General features: G+C 63.4%; 16 protein-coding genes and 1 pseudogene. 6 read left to right on the top strand and 11 right to left on the bottom strand.

Translation table 11 applies throughout. From position 1 onward, the window contains the following. Positions 1-56 precede the first annotated feature (56 nt). Positions 57-1,283, bottom strand: a pseudogene (locus X771_RS156745) (peptigoglycan-binding protein LysM); the annotation flags it as partial. 124 nt (positions 1,284-1,407) lie between these two features. On the opposite strand from X771_RS156745, the gene X771_RS156750 reads away from it, so the two are divergent. The 4 genes from X771_RS156750 (at position 1,408) to X771_RS156765 (ending at position 4,858) form a co-directional block, all read left to right on the top strand. Beyond that, entirely contained in the window at positions 1,408-2,019 is a 612-nt protein-coding gene (locus X771_RS156750) for a TIGR00730 family Rossman fold protein (RefSeq protein WP_023673582.1), read from the top strand. Between the two features lie 34 nt (positions 2,020-2,053). Next, positions 2,054-2,281, top strand: a complete 228-nt coding sequence (locus X771_RS156755; RefSeq protein ID WP_023687314.1) for a hypothetical protein — start codon at positions 2,054-2,056, stop codon at positions 2,279-2,281. A gap of 121 nt (positions 2,282-2,402) precedes the next feature. After that, positions 2,403-3,707: a sulfotransferase gene (locus X771_RS156760; RefSeq protein ID WP_023687313.1), complete on the top strand. Its 1,305-nt coding sequence runs from the start codon at positions 2,403-2,405 to the stop codon at positions 3,705-3,707. 158 nt (positions 3,708-3,865) lie between these two features. Further along, entirely contained in the window at positions 3,866-4,858 is a 993-nt protein-coding gene (locus X771_RS156765) for a transporter (RefSeq protein ID WP_023687312.1), read from the top strand. Between the two features lie 66 nt (positions 4,859-4,924). Here the strand turns inward: X771_RS156765 and X771_RS156770 are convergent, their stop codons facing one another. The 9 genes from X771_RS156770 to cysS all read right to left on the bottom strand — a co-directional run bounded on the left by X771_RS156770 (position 4,925) and on the right by cysS (position 12,806). Then, positions 4,925-5,611: a glutathione S-transferase family protein gene (locus X771_RS156770; protein WP_023673578.1), complete on the bottom strand. Its 687-nt coding sequence runs from the start codon at positions 5,609-5,611 to the stop codon at positions 4,925-4,927. Positions 5,612-5,622: 11 nt separating this feature from the next. Further along, positions 5,623-6,552: an EamA family transporter RarD gene (gene rarD / locus X771_RS156775; RefSeq protein ID WP_023673577.1), complete on the bottom strand. Its 930-nt coding sequence runs from the start codon at positions 6,550-6,552 to the stop codon at positions 5,623-5,625. A gap of 138 nt (positions 6,553-6,690) precedes the next feature. After that, the gene (cimA, locus tag X771_RS156780) at positions 6,691-8,307 is read right to left on the bottom strand and encodes a citramalate synthase (protein ID WP_023687311.1); all 1,617 of its coding nucleotides are present in this window, start codon (positions 8,305-8,307) and stop codon (positions 6,691-6,693) included. Positions 8,308-8,494: 187 nt separating this feature from the next. Further along, entirely contained in the window at positions 8,495-9,451 is a 957-nt protein-coding gene (gene pip / locus X771_RS156785; RefSeq protein WP_023687310.1) for a prolyl aminopeptidase, read from the bottom strand. Between the two features lie 8 nt (positions 9,452-9,459). Then, entirely contained in the window at positions 9,460-9,936 is a 477-nt protein-coding gene (locus tag X771_RS156790; RefSeq protein ID WP_023687309.1) for a GFA family protein, read from the bottom strand. Continuing rightward, positions 9,933-10,439 (bottom strand): GFA family protein, encoded by a 507-nt coding sequence (locus X771_RS156795; protein ID WP_023687308.1) that lies wholly within the window; start codon positions 10,437-10,439, stop codon positions 9,933-9,935. Before X771_RS156795 ends, X771_RS156790 begins: the two co-directional genes overlap by 4 nt. Before the next feature lie 22 nt (positions 10,440-10,461). Beyond that, a complete protein-coding gene (locus X771_RS156800; protein WP_023687307.1) occupies positions 10,462-10,848 on the bottom strand; it encodes a VOC family protein in 387 nt (128 codons plus the stop codon). Next, positions 10,845-11,249, bottom strand: coding sequence for an endonuclease domain-containing protein (locus X771_RS156805; protein WP_023687306.1), 405 nt, complete (start codon positions 11,247-11,249; stop codon positions 10,845-10,847). Before X771_RS156805 ends, X771_RS156800 begins: the two co-directional genes overlap by 4 nt. Positions 11,250-11,372: 123 nt before the next feature. Then, positions 11,373-12,806, bottom strand: a complete 1,434-nt coding sequence (gene cysS / locus X771_RS156810) for a cysteine--tRNA ligase (protein WP_023687305.1) — start codon at positions 12,804-12,806, stop codon at positions 11,373-11,375. Between the two features lie 390 nt (positions 12,807-13,196). On the opposite strand from cysS, the gene X771_RS1000000166485 reads away from it, so the two are divergent. Further along, positions 13,197-13,352, top strand: coding sequence for a hypothetical protein (locus X771_RS1000000166485; RefSeq protein ID WP_023673568.1), 156 nt, complete (start codon positions 13,197-13,199; stop codon positions 13,350-13,352). 134 nt (positions 13,353-13,486) lie between these two features. On the opposite strand, the gene X771_RS156815 is transcribed toward X771_RS1000000166485, so the two are convergent. After that, positions 13,487-14,245 (bottom strand): SOS response-associated peptidase, encoded by a 759-nt coding sequence (locus X771_RS156815; RefSeq protein ID WP_023687303.1) that lies wholly within the window; start codon positions 14,243-14,245, stop codon positions 13,487-13,489. 125 nt (positions 14,246-14,370) lie between these two features. On the opposite strand from X771_RS156815, the gene X771_RS0133545 reads away from it, so the two are divergent. After that, positions 14,371-14,778 carry an NUDIX hydrolase gene (locus X771_RS0133545; protein ID WP_031202490.1) on the top strand — a complete coding sequence of 136 codons (408 nt, stop codon included), beginning with the start codon at positions 14,371-14,373 and terminating at the stop codon, positions 14,776-14,778. The last annotated feature ends 2 nt before the right edge of the window (positions 14,779-14,780 follow it).

Below are 14,780 nucleotides of genomic sequence, written 5' to 3'. Positions count from 1 at the left end.
GCTCATCCCCCAGTCGTGAGGCAATGAATGTCGAGCAGGTTGGATGCCCTAGGCTTCGGAGCGGCCGGTGCTTCGGCAGCAGCCGGTGCGGCCGGCTCAGCAGGCTTTGCTTCGGCGGGCTTGGTCTCGGTGGGCTTGGCCTCCGCGGGCGCCACGGCGGCGATCGCTTCGCCGGGTTCGCGCTCGAACGGCACGGCGGCGCGGGCCACGACCTTCACGCCGTCGGCGTCGAGACCGTCGACATGGATGGTGTAGCTGCCGACCGGGATGTCGCGCGTCGCCTCGACCAGGAAATGACCGTCGGGCGAGGTCACCGCATCGCCAAGCAGGATATCATTGGCATAGGCGCGCACCTTGCGGCCGGCGTCAGCCAGACCGGCGACGAAGATCTTGTTGCCGTCGATCTCGACCGCCTCGACGACGATCTTGGGTGCAGCCACGCCTGCCGCCGGCGGCGCTGCAGGTACTGCTGGCGCTGCAGGGGCAGTTGCGGCTTCCACAGCCGGAGCAGCAGGTGCTGTTTCAGCGGCCACGGCAGGCGCAGCCGTAGCAGGCGCCTCAGCGGCTGGGGCAGCGGCCTGATCGCCGGCGGCCGGTGCCGCGGGCTTGGTCTCAGGCGCCGGGACGCTAAGCAGCTCGGCCGGCTTGCCGGGTTCCTCGACCATCGCCAGCACCTGGCCGGCGGCGTCCTTGGGAACCGAAACGACGGCGGTCTGCACGGAAGGGGTAACCACATCGCCGGCCGTCGCGCGCAACGCAATCGTATAGTCGCCGGGCTTCAGCGGATCGTCGAGAACGATGACGAAGGCGCCGTCCGGACCGGCGACAGTCGAGCCAAGTACCGAGGAGCCGTTGAGGATCTCGACCTTCGAATTGGGCGCAGCATTGCCGGCAACGACGATCGAGCCGTTGCTTTCGACGCGCACGACGTCGAAGCTCGGCGCAACCGGGCCGGCCGCGGCCGGCGCTGGGGTTGTTGGGGCAGCAGCGGGCGCGGCAGGTGCCGCCGGAGCCGCAGCTTCGGTCGCGGGAGCCGTTGCGTCGGCAGGCGCGGGTGCTGCGGGAGCCTTGGCATCGGTGGGCGCGGCGGGCGNCGCCGGCGGCAGCCTTCCCTCGGTCCCCGGATCGGCCGGCTTTTCAGCCGGCGGCGTCAGCGATGCAATCGCCGCAGGCGGCGTGGGATTCAGATACGGGTCGAGTGCGCCCGATACATAGGCGGTTCCGACGACCGCGACGGTCCCACCGGCCGCGAACAGAAACGCCTTCAATGGATTAACAGCCATATTTCCCCTACCCCTTAGCCACCTGAAGCCGGTCTAGCGTGTTTTGCCGGCACCGACAAGAAAAAGCCGGGCTTGTCAGCCCTTGGGGCTTGACCCCGCATTCAGACCCAATCACCAATCACGAATGAACACGATTCGATCCGTCTGCGTCTATTGCGGCTCGTCTCCGGGCCGCGATGAAATCTATGCCAAGGCCGGGCACCTGCTTGGCCGCTCGCTCGCCAAAGCCGGCCTGCGGCTGGTCTATGGCGGCGGCACCAAAGGCATTATGGGCGCAGTCGCCGAAGGCGCGCTCAAGGCCGGCGGCAAGGTAACGGGCATCATTCCGCGCTTCCTCATCAACAAGGAGGCGACCGAAACCGCGCTTGACCGGCTCGACGAGTTGCTGATCACCGACAACATGCACGAGCGCAAGCACAAGATGTTCGAGAAATCCGACGCCTTTGTGGCGCTGCCCGGCGGCATCGGCACGGTCGAGGAAATCGTCGAGATCATGACCTGGGGCCAGCTCGGCCATCACCGCAAGCCGATCGTCTTCGCTAACGTTCAAGGATTCTGGGATCCGATGCTGGCGCTGCTCGACCATATGGCCAGCGAAGGCTTCATCCACACCGCGCAACGGGTCAAGCCGCTGGTGGTCGAAGACCCCGAGGCCATCGTCGCCGCCATCATGGTGGCGGGGTCGTCGGTCGATGCGCCGACGGAAGGCGTGCAGTCTGTAATTGACAAGATGTGAGGACGAAGCCGGCCTTGGCGCAGGCGGCCAGGAATTGAGCCCGGTTGGTGTCGTCGGCCTGGCGCACCAACTGCGCCGCGTCGTGCTGGCGCTCAAGGCTGCCGGCTACGAAACACTGGGCAACACCTGGATCGGCGACAGCAACAAGGCCAGCCTGGCCCAGAATCAGAAGTCCAATGCGAAGCCACTGATCGACTGCATCTGCTTGGCAAGGATCTGTAGCGTTGGGGCAGCTGACTTCGATCTGTCCAGCTTTTCTTGAGCTCCGTCTTGTGCGCAATGTAAGCACGTTGGCGACGATTTCCATTTGCAGCCCGCTTCGCAGTTGGTTAACGGAGAACATTGGGCGGGAACGGAAATTTGGAGAGCGAGACAAAGGGGAGATGAATCCGCGCGAGCGATTGAAGGCCGCGAAGGGCGAGATCGCGTCGGAACCAAGGACGGCGATCCTGGTCCTCGGAATGCACCGCAGCGGCACCTCGGCGCTCGGCGCCCTCGTCGCCGCGCATGGAGCCACGCCGCCGAAACATCTGCTGCCCGGGAGCCTCCACAATCCCAAGGGACATTGGGAAAGTACCCCACTCACCATCGCCGACGACCACCTGCTCACGGCGGCCGCCTCCTCCTGGCAAGATTGGCTGCCGCTAGATCGGCAGTGGCTGCAGTCGCCGGCAGCCGAGCGATTTCGGCCCATGATGACGGCGATCATTGCCAGCGAGTTCGGCGATGCCCCCCTGTTTTTCGTCAAGGATCCGCGGATCTGCCGGTTCCTCCCCTTCATAGCCTCGATCCTGGCCGATCTCAGGATTGACCCGATCGCATTTCTGCCTGTCCGCAACCCGCTCGAAGTCGCCTGTTCGCTGCAGGAACGGGATCAAATGGAACTGCCGACAGCGTTCATGCTGTGGCTCAGGCACGTGCTCGAAGCGGAGCATCATTCGCGACACATGCCGCGCTGTATCCTGCGCCACGAAGACCTGTTGAGCGACTGGCGACATCAGATGGACCGCGCGGCCAGGGAGACCGGAATCGTCTGGCCTGTCACGTCCGATCACGCCGACACCGCAATCGCCGAGTTCCTGGACAAGGACCTGCATCATCAGCGGGCCTCGGTCGCTGATCTGCAAAACCATCCGGATGCCACGCCATTAGTCCGCAGCGCCTATGCCATTTTGCGCAGTATGGCGTCTGAAGGCGACAGCCAGGACTTGCGCGACCAGCTCGACAGGGTGCGGGCGACGTTCGATGAGAGCTGCGATGTGGTTGGCAAGGCCGTTGCCGCAGGGAACCTGGCCGCTAAACGGCTACACGGCGAACTGGAAAAGGGCATCGTCGAGCGTGACGCCCTCGCTGACGCCCAACAGGCCCTCATCCGAGACCGAGACAGCTTCATGGCGGAGCGTGACGCGCTTGCTCACGCCCAGCAGGACCTCATCCAAGCCCGAGACAGCTTCATGGCGGAGCGTGATGCGCTTGCTCACGCCCAGCAGGACCTCATCCAAGCCCGAGACAGCTTCATGGCGGAGCGTGACGCGCTCGCCCTGGCCCAAGACGGCCTCGTAGCCGAGCGTAGCGCGCTGGCCAGGATCCGAGACGACCTGGTGGCGGAGCGCGATGCGGCGCTTGCGTCACGCGGCTGGCGATTGACCGGACCGTTGCGATGGGTGAGCTCCATTCGTCGGCGATAGCAGCAAACACTCTAAACGCTGCTCGACAAACTGTGATCGCCTGTCAAGAAACCGTCACACGGAACCCGCCTCACTCGTGTTACGAAGGACGGGTCGGCATCCGCGCGTCGGCATAGTCGAAATCTGAACCTGGTCGAAATTTCTTGGCGAGGCGAGCCGTGAACATTGCTCTCAACGCGGAAGGCCTGTCGCCTTGCCTGCCCGACGAGCACGGGCTGTTCTTCATCTACCATTTCACCGCCGAGGGCCTGCGCACCAAGGACGCGGCCGAGGTTGCATGGACATGGCGCAGCTACCAGCTGTCCGACCTGCGCGCCCGTCATGAGATCGCCGCCGAGCAGGCTCTGCCCGGGCCGGTTCGCGAAGCTTTCCTCGGCGCCAGCCAGGGTTGCCACATCGATCTCGAGGATGCCTGGCTTTATGGCGACCTGCCGGATCTGCGCCACGACTATTCGGCGGAAGCGCGCGGGCTCGGCCATTTCCGTTTTGCGCTCAACGATAACACGCTGATCGGCGCGCGCAAGCAGCCACTGGAATCGGTCGATCTCATCCGCAAGGCGGTGGAGAGCGGCTCGCGCAAATTCCGCTCCCCCGCCGACCTGGTCGAAGCGGTCATGGGCCAGTCGCTCGACGGCATGGCGGCCGAGCTCCACGGTCTTGGCGATACGCTGGACGGCATCGAGGACCGTATCGTGCGCGATGCCTGGCACGGCGAGCGGCAGTCGCTGGTCGAGGCGCGCCGTCAACTGGTGGTCATCCACCGGCAGATGGCGACGCTCACAAACCTTTTTCGCCATCTCGACCATTCGCATCGCAATGAGCTGCCCGATCGGATCAATGACATGGCGACAAGGCTCTCGCACCGGGCACACACGCTCTATCACGACGGCGAGCAGTTGCAGGCACGCGCAAGGTTGCTGCAGGACGAGTTGATGGCCAAGCTGACAATGCAGTCCAACCAGCTGCTCTATGTGCTGTCGGTGATGACGGCGGTGCTGTTGCCGATGACCATCATATCAGGCCTGTTCGGCATGAATGTCGGTGGCCTGCCCATGGTCAATACGCCGATGGGCTTCTGGGTGGTCTCGGCGGTTTCGATCGTGATCGCCGCGGCGACCTACATGTTCGTAAGGCGGCTCGGGCGGACGTAACGCCTCGATCCCTTTGTTTTCACTCAATTCCCAAGGGAACGCGACGCGCTTTTCCTGGAATGCCCATCACGCCGTAGCGCGAAGATCCTCGACGATGGTGCCGGCGGCAGCGACCTCCGCCTCATGGTCCGGCTCCCGCCAGGTCTCGGCGAGACCCGCGGCATACCATTCCTGCATGGCCGGCAGGCCAAGCAATTGCGGGGGATAGGCTGCAGCTGCCCCTTCGAAAGACAGCCCATAGGATAGCACACGGAACGCCACCGGAGCAAAGAAGGCGTCGACGGCGGTAAAATGGCCGCCGGCAAGGAACGGCCCGCCGAACAGGGCAAGGCCATCGTTCCAGAGATCGCCCAAACGGAACAGATCCTGCTTCAGCGCGTCCGACATCGGCAACGGTTTCACCCGCAAGCCGCAATTCATCGGGCATGCGCCGCGCAAGGCCGTGAAACCAGAATGCATTTCGGCGGCGGCCGAGCGCGCCCAGGCTCGCGCCTTGGCCTCAGCAGGCCACACACCATGGTGGCGCTCGGCGAGATACTCGGCAATAGCCAGCGAATCCCAGACAGCCCAGCCGTCATCCACCAGGCAAGGCACGCGCCCGCTGGGCGAGAACGCCCGGTAGAGATCGAAACTAGGCCCGGTCGGAAACGGCGTCAATTGCTCCTCGAACGGAATGTCGAGGGTGCGCATCAGCACCCATGGCCGCAGCGACCATGACGAATAGTTCTTGTTGGCGATATGCAGCACGTACATCGAAAGGCTCCCTACTTCGGGGCCAACGCCACCGGGCGGATTTCACGGCCACGAAACATCGACCAGGAATACATCGCCAATGCCGCCCAGATCAGCGCGAAGGCAATTGCTTGCGTGGTGCCGAACGGCTCGTCGAAAATCAGCACGGCGATCAGGAACACCATGGTCGGTGCGATGTACTGCATGATGCCGATGGTGGAGAGGCGCAGAAGCTTGGCGCCGAAGGCGAACAGAAGCAGCGGCACCGAGGTGACTGGGCCGCAGCCGATGAGCAAAGCCATATCGGTGCCGTTGCTGGAGATGAAATGGTCCTGGCCGTTGACGACCAGGAAGACGATGTAGGCAAGCGCCGGCACCGACAGCAAAAGCACTTCGAGCAGAAAGCCCTGGCTCGGGCCGATCGGCAGCGTCTTGCGGAAGAACCCATAGGCAGCGAAGGAAAACGCCAGCGCCAACGACACCCAAGGCAATTTGCCGGCATCGACGGTCAGAACGGCAACTGCGACCGCCGCCAGCAACACGGCCGCGATCTGCAGCCGGTCGAGCTTCTCGCCGAGCAACAACGCGCCGACGACGATGCTAACTAATGGGTTGATGTAGTATCCGAGCGCGGTCTCGACGGTGCGGTCGACCGAGATCGCCCAGACATAGATGGCCCAGTTGACGGAGATCAGGGTCGCCGTCAGCGCCGCCATGGCGATGCTGCGCGGCGAGCGGATCGCCGCCTTGAAATCGGCTGTGCGGCCGGCCCAGACCAGCACTGCAGCAGCAATCGGCACCGACCAGACGATGCGGTGGGCGATCACCTCGATCAGCGGCAGATGCGCAACCGCCTTCATGTAGAAGGGCAACAGACCCCATAGCAGATAAGCGCCGAGCGCGAGGAGAAAGCCGCTGCGGGCTTTGGAGTCGGCGTCGGGCTGGATCGTGTCGCTGGCCATGGCAAACGCTATGGCCCAGTGGGCCATCCAAAACCATCGCAAAATTATGATGGATCAATGGACTTCCGCTGATGGTTCAAGGGGCGCCGCCAGTTCCTCGCCCCACTTCGAGGGGCGAGGAACCCAAGTCCTGCAAGCTTACTCCGCCGCCACCAATCCCGCCATGTCGCGGTTCTTCATCAGCTTGTAGACGATCGAATCCATCAGCGCCTGGAAGGACGCATCGATGATGTTTTCCGAGACGCCGACCGTCCACCAGCGTGCGCCGGTGCCGTCATGCGATTCGATCAGGACGCGGGTGATCGCCTCGGTGCCGCCATTGAGGATACGCACCTTGAAATCGGCGAGCTCCATGTCGGCGATCTCGCTCTGGAATTTGCCGAGGTCCTTGCGCAACGCGATGTCGAGCGCGTTGACCGGGCCGTGGCCTTCGGCCACCGACATCTTCTCCTCGCCCTCGACCATCACCTTGACGATGGCTTCGGAGACCGTCTTCAACTGGCCGTTGGCATCGAAGCGGCGCTCGACCATGCAGCGGAACGAAGTGACGTTGAAGAACTCCGGCAGGCCGTGCAGCATTTTGCGCGCCAACAGCTCGAAGGAGGCATCGGCGCCCTCATAGGCGTAGCCCTCGGCCTCGCGCTCCTTGACCACCGAGATCAGCGCATCGAGACGATGGTCGTCTCTGGGCACATCGATGCCGCGCCGCTTCAGTTCGGCGAGGAAATTGGCCTTGCCGCCCTGGTCCGAAACCATAACGCGGCGGCGGTTGCCTACCGCCTCGGGCGGCACATGTTCATAGGTCGCCGGCTCCTTGGCCAGTGCGGAGGCATGGATGCCGGCCTTGGTGGCGAAGGCCGAGGCGCCAACATAGGGCGCCTGCGCTTCCGGAGCACGGTTCAGCAATTCGTCGAAGGCGCGGGAAAGCCGGGATATCCCGGTCAGCGCCTCGGCCGAGATGCCGGTTTCAAACCGATCGGCGAAGGCCGGCTTCAGCGCCAGCGTCGGTACGATCGAGACCAGATTGGCGTTGCCGCAGCGCTCGCCGATGCCGTTCAGCGTGCCTTGGATCTGGCGCACGCCGGCCTCGACGGCGGCGAGCGAATTGGCCACCGCCTGGCCGGTGTCGTCATGGGCATGGATGCCGAGATGGTCGCCCGGAATGCCTGAAACAATGACCTTGTCGACGATGGCGCGCACTTCCGAGGGCTGCGTGCCGCCATTGGTGTCGCACAACACCACCCAGCGCGCGCCGGCTTCATAGGCAGTCCTGGCGCAGGCCAGTGCGTAGTCCGGATTGGCCTTGAAGCCGTCGAAGAAATGCTCGCAATCGACCATCGCTTCCTTGCCCGCGGCGATTGCTGCTTCGACCGAAGCCTTGATGGAGTCGAGGTTTTCCTCATTGGTGCAGCCGAGCACGACGCGGACATGATAGTCCCAGCTCTTGGCGACGAAGCAGATGGCGTCGGACTTGGACTGCACGAGCGCTGCCAGGCCCGGGTCGTTGGACGCCGACACGCCTGCCCGCTTGGTCATGCCGAAGGCGACGAACTTTGCCTTCGCCGTGCGCTTCTGCTGGAAGAAGGCAGTGTCGGTCGGATTGGCGCCGGGATAGCCGCCTTCGACATAGTCCATGCCGAACTCGTCGAGCAGCTTGGCAATCGCGATCTTGTCCTCGACGGAAAAGTCGATGCCCGGCGTCTGCTGGCCATCGCGGAGGGTTGTGTCGAAGAGATAGAGGCGTTGCTTGGTCATTGTTCTGTTGGCGCGCGAGCACCCCCCTCTGGCCTGCCGGCCATCTCCCCCTCAAGGGGGGAGATCGGCAGCTTTAGCGTCGGATCTTTTCCCGCAGCGATGAAGATTTGCGAAAGCGCCGATGACAGCCAATCTCCCCCCTTGAGGGGGAGATGTCCGGCAGGACAGAGGGGGGTGCCGCGCGCTGTCATTTCCCCGCAAATCCATCCGTCGCGCGTATCAGCCGATCCAGAATCCCCGGCTCCGAATAGGAATGGCCGGCGCCTTCGATGAGGTGGAAATCCGCCTTCGGCCAGGCCTTGTGCAGGGCCCAGGCATAGCGCGCCGGGCACGGCATGTCGTAGCGGCCGTGGACGATTGTGCCGGGAATATCCGCGAGCTTATGGGCATCGCGCAGAAGCTGCCCCTCCTCCAGCCAGCCGGCGTGGACGAAATAGTGGTTCTCGATGCGGGCAAAGGCGATGGCGAAGTCGTCCTCGCCGAACTTGTCGCGGGTCTCCGGCTCCGGTAGCAGCGTGATCGTCTCACCTTCCCACAGGCTCCAGGCAAGGGCGGCTTCCATCTGCGCATTGCGGTCGGAGCCAACAAGCCGTTTGCGGTAGGCGGCCATCATGTCGCCGCGCTCGGCTTCAGGGATCGGCGCCTGGAAACGCTCCCATTTGTCGGGGAACATTTCGGAGACGCCGAACTGATAGTACCATTCGAGTTCGGCGCGGGTCAGCGTGTAGATACCGCGCACGACAAGCTCGCTGACGCGATTAGGATGCTTCTCGGCATAGGCCAGCGCCAGCGTCGAGCCCCACGAGCCGCCGAACACCAGCCATTTTTCGAAGCCGCTCATCTCACGCAGCCGCTCGATGTCGGCAACCAGGTGCCAGGTGGTGTTGGCCTCGAGCGAGGCGTTGGGTGTCGATTTCCCGCAGCCGCGCTGGTCGAACAGGATGACGTCGTAAAGCTTCGGGTCGAACAATTGCCGATGTTTTGGCGAGAAGCCGCCGCCAGGACCGCCATGCAGGAACACGGCCGGCTTGGCGCCCCTGGTGCCGGAGCGCTCCCAATAGATATGATGGCCGTCGCCGACATCGAGCATGCCGGACTCGAACGCCTCGATCTCTGGATAAAGAGTACGAAGTTCACTGTTCATTTCATTGCTCATATCTTCAGGCCGTGCGCGGGCCAGTCCGTGGTTTCGTGGTCGGGATGCTGGAAGGAGATGATCTGCTCCTGGCGGGAGTAGAAATCCGGATCCTGATGCATGGGCTGGTCAAAGATCGTTTCCACCCAAGGCAATCGGACCGCGTAGTTGACCTGGATCTGCGGCGCCAGATCGGAGCGGTCGTCGAAGGCGCCGATGGCGATCTCCAGTGCACCAGGTTGGCGATAGGTCAGCGGTGTACCGCAGCGGGCACAGAAGCCGCGATCGATGTTGACCGACGACTGGAAATAGGTGGGCTCTTCGCGCATCCATTCGACGCCATCCTTGGGCACTGTCACCAGCGCGCCGAAAAACGAACCGAACTGTTTCTGGCACATGCGGCAATGGCAGATGGACGCCCGGCCGAGCTTGCCCTTGATGCGGAAACGCACGGCACCGCACTGGCAGCCGCCGGTTCGAACTTCATCGGTCATGATTTTCCCTCTGGCGGCCGGTGTTCGGTGTCCCATTGTTCGGTGTCATGGTCGGGATGCTGGTAGGAGACGAGCTCGGCGAGATAAGGCGCCGACGACATGTCGGCCATAGTGTCCTCGCCCGGCAATTGCGGGATGGTATCGACATAGGGAAGTTTTGCCTCCGTGCCCCACTGGATCAGCGGCACGATATCAGCCGGATTGTCGAAGGCGCCGATGGCGAGGCCGATGCCGTCGGGCGCGGTAAAGGTCAGCGGCGTGCCGCAATTGGCGCAAAAGCCACGATCGACATGGCTGGACGAGGCGAAATATTTCGGTTCGCCGCGCGTCCAGTCGAGTTTGGCGCCACGCACCGAGACCAGGGGCGCGTAAAATGAGCCGAACGCCTTCTGGCACATGCGGCAATGGCAGATCGAGGCGTCACCCAGCGCACCCTCGACGCGAAAGCGCACCGCGCCGCACTGGCAGCCACCGGTGTAGATCGGCCGGTTGTCGAGGCTCATGGCGTCTCACTCCGTTTCATAGTCATTCGGGCGCATGGCAGACGGCCTCGACATTGTTGCCGTCGGGATCCAAGACGAAGGCGCCGTAATAGTCCGCGTGATAATGCGGGCGCAGCCCCGGCCCGCCATTGTCCTTGCCGCCGGCGGCGAGCGCCGCGGCATGGAAGGCGTCGACCTCGGCGCGGCTGCGCGCGGTGAAGGCGACGTGCTGATGTGTCCTCGGCTTGTCATCGCTGGCCTGCAGCCAGAACACCGGCCGGTCGCGGCCATAGCCACCGACCTTCGCGCCGCCGGTATATTCCAGTGGCACCATGTAGATCAGCGAGGCGCCAAGCGGCGCTATCGCCTGGTCATAAAAGGCTTTCGACGCGTCGAAGTCGGCGACATTGATGCCGAGATGGTCGATCATGAAACAAGCTCCTCCCTTGCTGGCGCCGGCACGTCGGCGCCGGCCAAGCCGGCCCCGATGACGATGTGCTGGCAGGCATTGTCGATATCGCGGATGACGTCGTCGTTCCAGAAGCGCAGGATGGTCCAGCCACTGGCACTCAATTGAGCGCTGCGTGCCTTGTCGCGTTCTGCATCTTCTACGTCGGCATGCTGACTGCCATCAACCTCGACTACGAGGTGGTGGGCCGAACAGGCGAAGTCGACAATGTAGGGTCCAATCGGTACCTGTCGGTGAAAGCTCATCCCCATCAGCCGGTGAGCCCGCAACTCATTCCACAGTTTCAGCTCGGCATCGGTCATGACGCGACGCATGGACTTTGCATTCTTGCGCTGACGCGATGGAACGAGGTCGTGACCCATGCTCAGGCCACTCCGCGCTGGCGATTAGCGAAAACCGAGGCGAGGGCTGATCTCCCCCCTTGCGGGGGAGATTGGCTGTCGCTGCCGCCTTCGCCAATCTTACAACGGTGTCTCGCGCCACCCTCACCGCTTCACCTCCCACGTCGTCACGCGTTCGTTGGTGACAGGATCCTTGCCGTCCTTCAGCTGCACGCCTTGCTCCAGAAGCTCGTCGCGGATGCGGTCGGCCTCGGCCCAGTTTTTCGCTGCAATCAGTTCCAAGCGCTTGGCGATCGCCTTGGCGATCGCTGCCTCGTCGACCTTGGCCGCGCCGATATCGAAGCCGAGGAACAACAGCGATGCCTTCAGCGATGCGGCCGCTTCGTTGCCCTCCGCGGCCTCACCGGCAAGCTGCGTGAGCTGCTGGAAGGCGGCATAGGTGGCGAGGTCGTCAGACAGCGCCGCCACAACCTCCGCCGGAACTTGCCCTGCCGACGGGGAGAGATCGGCGGCGCGCTTCCATTTGCGCAGCGTATTCTCGGCCTCTTCCAGCTTGCGTACGGAAAAATCGATCGGCTCGCGGTAATGCGTCATCAGCATCGCCAGCCGCAGCACCTCGCCCGGCCATTTGCGGCCGCCGAAAGTGTCGGTTTCCAGCAGTTCGGCGATGGCGTAGAAATTGCCGACGCTCTTCGACATTTTCTGGCCCTCGACCTGCAGGAAGCCGTTGTGCATCCAGACATTGGCCATGACGTCGGTGCCGTGGGCGCAACGCGACTGGGCGATCTCGTTCTCATGGTGCGGGAAGATCAGGTCGAGGCCGCCGCCATGGATGTCGAAGACGTCGCCGAGATAGGCGGCCGACATGGCCGAGCACTCGATATGCCAACCGGGCCGGCCCCTGCCCCATGGGCTGTCCCAGCCGGGCTCCTCCGGTGACGACAATTTCCACAGCACGAAATCCCCCGGGCTCCTCTTGTGAGCGTCGACGGCAATTCGCGCACCGGCCTGCTGTTCGTCGAGATTGCGCTTCGACAGCTCGCCATAATCCGGCATCGAGGCGGTGTCGAACAGCACTTCGCCGGCGGCGACATAGGCGTGGCCGCGTTCGATCAAACGTTCGATAAGGGTGATCATGTCAACCTTGCCGTCGGCGCGGCGCGCGACGAACTCGGTGGCGCGTGGCTCGACCGTCGGCGGCAAGCAGCCGAGTGCGGCGACATCCTTGTGGTACTGATCGGCGGTTTTTTCGGTGACGCGGCGGATCGCCTCGTTGAGCGTCAGGCTTCCCGACGCGATCTCGGCGCCGAAATCGCGCAGCGCGCGGGCGTTTATCTTGTCGTCGACATCCGTGATGTTGCGCACATACGTGACACCAGCCTCGCCATAGAGGTGACGCAGCAAACGGAACAGCACGTCGAAGACGATCGCCGGACGCGCATTGCCGATGTGGGCAAAGTCGTAGACGGTTGGGCCGCAGACATACATGCGCACATTCGACGGGTCGATCGGGAGGAACACGTCCTTCGTCCGCGTTAGCGTGTTGTAGAGGCTGAGACCCTTCGATGCGTCAGACATGCGTGCCCTTCCGGCCCGTTAAGTTCGGGATGGAGTCTAACCTGTGCCAAGGCACAAATCGGCTCCAGCCTGCTGGCCGGGGCGTTTGTCCACTCTGGGGAAAGATGAGGCGAAAACGTCCGGACCAGCGCGAAGCTAGCCAATAATGCAAATGCCACAAATGGCGGAAAACGTTTTCATCGGCGGCTTTATCGCCTTGGCCGGTGTTGCCGTCAAGTCGCAACTTCCGGCAAAAGCGTCGCTGGATCATAGGTCAGGAGCCGCTGAAACATTTTATTAAACATGTCGGCACAGTCATGAAACATTCGCCGGCTAGTCCACCATAGGTCACGATTCGGTCAGATTCGGCCGGCAAACGCAGACACGGAAATGTTACCAGGGAAGAGATCGATGTCACGAACCAAGCAGGAATCGAGCCGCGCCAAGCAACCGGCGCTCGCCAACCACTACCGTGCGATCGGCCCGGCCGCGATCGTCGCCGCCCTTCTCCATACCGCGAAGAATAAAAAGCCGGCGCCGAAAATCACTTCGCCCCGCGCTGCCTGAACAGGCATCGTGCCGCCGCCGACAAGGCGTGCGCCGGAACGGAAGGCTGAGGCCCCATAGCGCGCCTGAAACAACAGCTCTTCCTATTGACCAGGTTCTTCCCGAAGGCCGGACTGGCTTCTTGGGAACGCGCTCTAAAACAGCGTCATCTGACTGCCGTCCGCGCCGGGCTTCTGGCGCCTGACCTTGTCGGGCTCGACGATGCCCATGTCCTGTATCTCCGGCCCGGTGTTGGCGACCTTGTTGACGAGGTCGGAGACCGGAATTGCCTCGAAGAAATCGGGCAGCGCGGGTTTGAGCAGGTCGGCCACGTCGCGCGGTTCGAGCGTGCGGCAGTCCAGCCAGCGGTCAAAATCTTCAGGCGCGATCACCACCGGCATCCGGTCATGGATATGGGCGATGCTGGCATTGGCGTTGACGGTAAGAATGGCGCCGGTGTCCATTTCCGAACCGCCCGGCTCGGAATAGGTTTCAATCAGCCCGGCAAAGGCGATCAACCCGCCACGCCTCGGCCGTATCCAGTAGGGCTGGCCCTTCTTGCCGCTGCCGGATTGCTGCCACTCATAGAAGCCGGAGGCCGGCACCAAGGCACGGCGATGGCGCATGGCGGCTTTGAACGAGGCTTTTTCAATAGCGCCTTCCGAACGCGCGTTGATGAGCAGCGGAAATTTCCTGGTGTCCTTGACCCAGGTGGGGACCAGCCCCCAGCGCACCAGCATCGCCTGGCGATCCGGGAAATTCGAGCCCGGCATGCGCGGCGGCCCCGACAGCGCCATTAGCACCGGCTGCGTCGGCGCGATGTTGTAGCGGGCCGGAAAATCCTCCAGCTCCGCCAGGCCGAGCAAGGCGGCGGTCTGGTCCGGCGTGGCCGTCAGGGCAAAGCGTCCGCACATGGGAAAGCTCGATGAATTGATCCGATCGCGAACGTGGCGATGGAACCGGCGCTGCGCAACCGCTAAAGCTGCTCGCTGCCAGCCGGTCCACAAGGGTTTGGCCTCACATAGGCGAAACGAGATCGATGACCGAGCAGCGCAAGACACTTCCCGCAGTCTCGGTCGCCGTCGTGCGCGGCAGGACGGTGCTGCTGGTCAAACGGGCGCGGCCGCCGTCGCAGGGGCTTTATGCCTTTCCCGGCGGCAAGGTCGAGCCCGGCGAGACGCTGCAAGAAGCAGCGTCGCGCGAATTGCTGGAGGAAACCGGGCTGCGGGCGCAGGACTATCGTCCGCTTCGCGACATCCACATCGACGGCAGCGGCGAGAACCACCCGGTCGACTATCTGCTGACCGTGTTCGGCGCCGTTTATGCCGGCGGCGAAGCGACGGCCAGCGACGATGCCGAGACCGCCGCCTTCTATAGTCTTGATGAAATGGCGACGCTGCCGCTCGCGGGTGACGTCATGGAGGTGGCTGAAGAGCTTTTGGCCTGAAG

This window comes from Mesorhizobium sp. LSJC269B00 (assembly GCF_000502815.1).
Classification (GTDB): domain Bacteria; phylum Pseudomonadota; class Alphaproteobacteria; order Rhizobiales; family Rhizobiaceae; genus Mesorhizobium.
This window is presented reverse-complemented; position numbering and strand designations above follow the sequence as displayed.

Coding starts and splice junctions, on each gene's coding strand:
- X771_RS156815 (WP_023687303.1), bottom strand. CDS start 14,245: ATGTGCGGACGCTTTGCCCTGACGGCCACGCCGGACCAGACCGCCGCC.
- rarD (WP_023673577.1), bottom strand. CDS start 6,552: ATGGCCAGCGACACGATCCAGCCCGACGCCGACTCCAAAGCCCGCAGC.
- pip (WP_023687310.1), bottom strand. CDS start 9,451: ATGAACAGTGAACTTCGTACTCTTTATCCAGAGATCGAGGCGTTCGAG.
- X771_RS156770 (WP_023673578.1), bottom strand. CDS start 5,611: ATGTACGTGCTGCATATCGCCAACAAGAACTATTCGTCATGGTCGCTG.
- X771_RS156795 (WP_023687308.1), bottom strand. CDS start 10,439: ATGAGCCTCGACAACCGGCCGATCTACACCGGTGGCTGCCAGTGCGGC.
- X771_RS156790 (WP_023687309.1), bottom strand. CDS start 9,936: ATGACCGATGAAGTTCGAACCGGCGGCTGCCAGTGCGGTGCCGTGCGT.
- X771_RS156800 (WP_023687307.1), bottom strand. CDS start 10,848: ATGATCGACCATCTCGGCATCAATGTCGCCGACTTCGACGCGTCGAAA.
- X771_RS156805 (WP_023687306.1), bottom strand. CDS start 11,249: ATGGGTCACGACCTCGTTCCATCGCGTCAGCGCAAGAATGCAAAGTCC.
- cysS (WP_023687305.1), bottom strand. CDS start 12,806: ATGTCTGACGCATCGAAGGGTCTCAGCCTCTACAACACGCTAACGCGG.
- X771_RS1000000166485 (WP_023673568.1), top strand. CDS start 13,197: ATGTCACGAACCAAGCAGGAATCGAGCCGCGCCAAGCAACCGGCGCTC.
- X771_RS156750 (WP_023673582.1), top strand. CDS start 1,408: ATGAACACGATTCGATCCGTCTGCGTCTATTGCGGCTCGTCTCCGGGC.
- X771_RS0133545 (WP_031202490.1), top strand. CDS start 14,371: ATGACCGAGCAGCGCAAGACACTTCCCGCAGTCTCGGTCGCCGTCGTG.
- cimA (WP_023687311.1), bottom strand. CDS start 8,307: ATGACCAAGCAACGCCTCTATCTCTTCGACACAACCCTCCGCGATGGC.
- X771_RS156760 (WP_023687313.1), top strand. CDS start 2,403: ATGAATCCGCGCGAGCGATTGAAGGCCGCGAAGGGCGAGATCGCGTCG.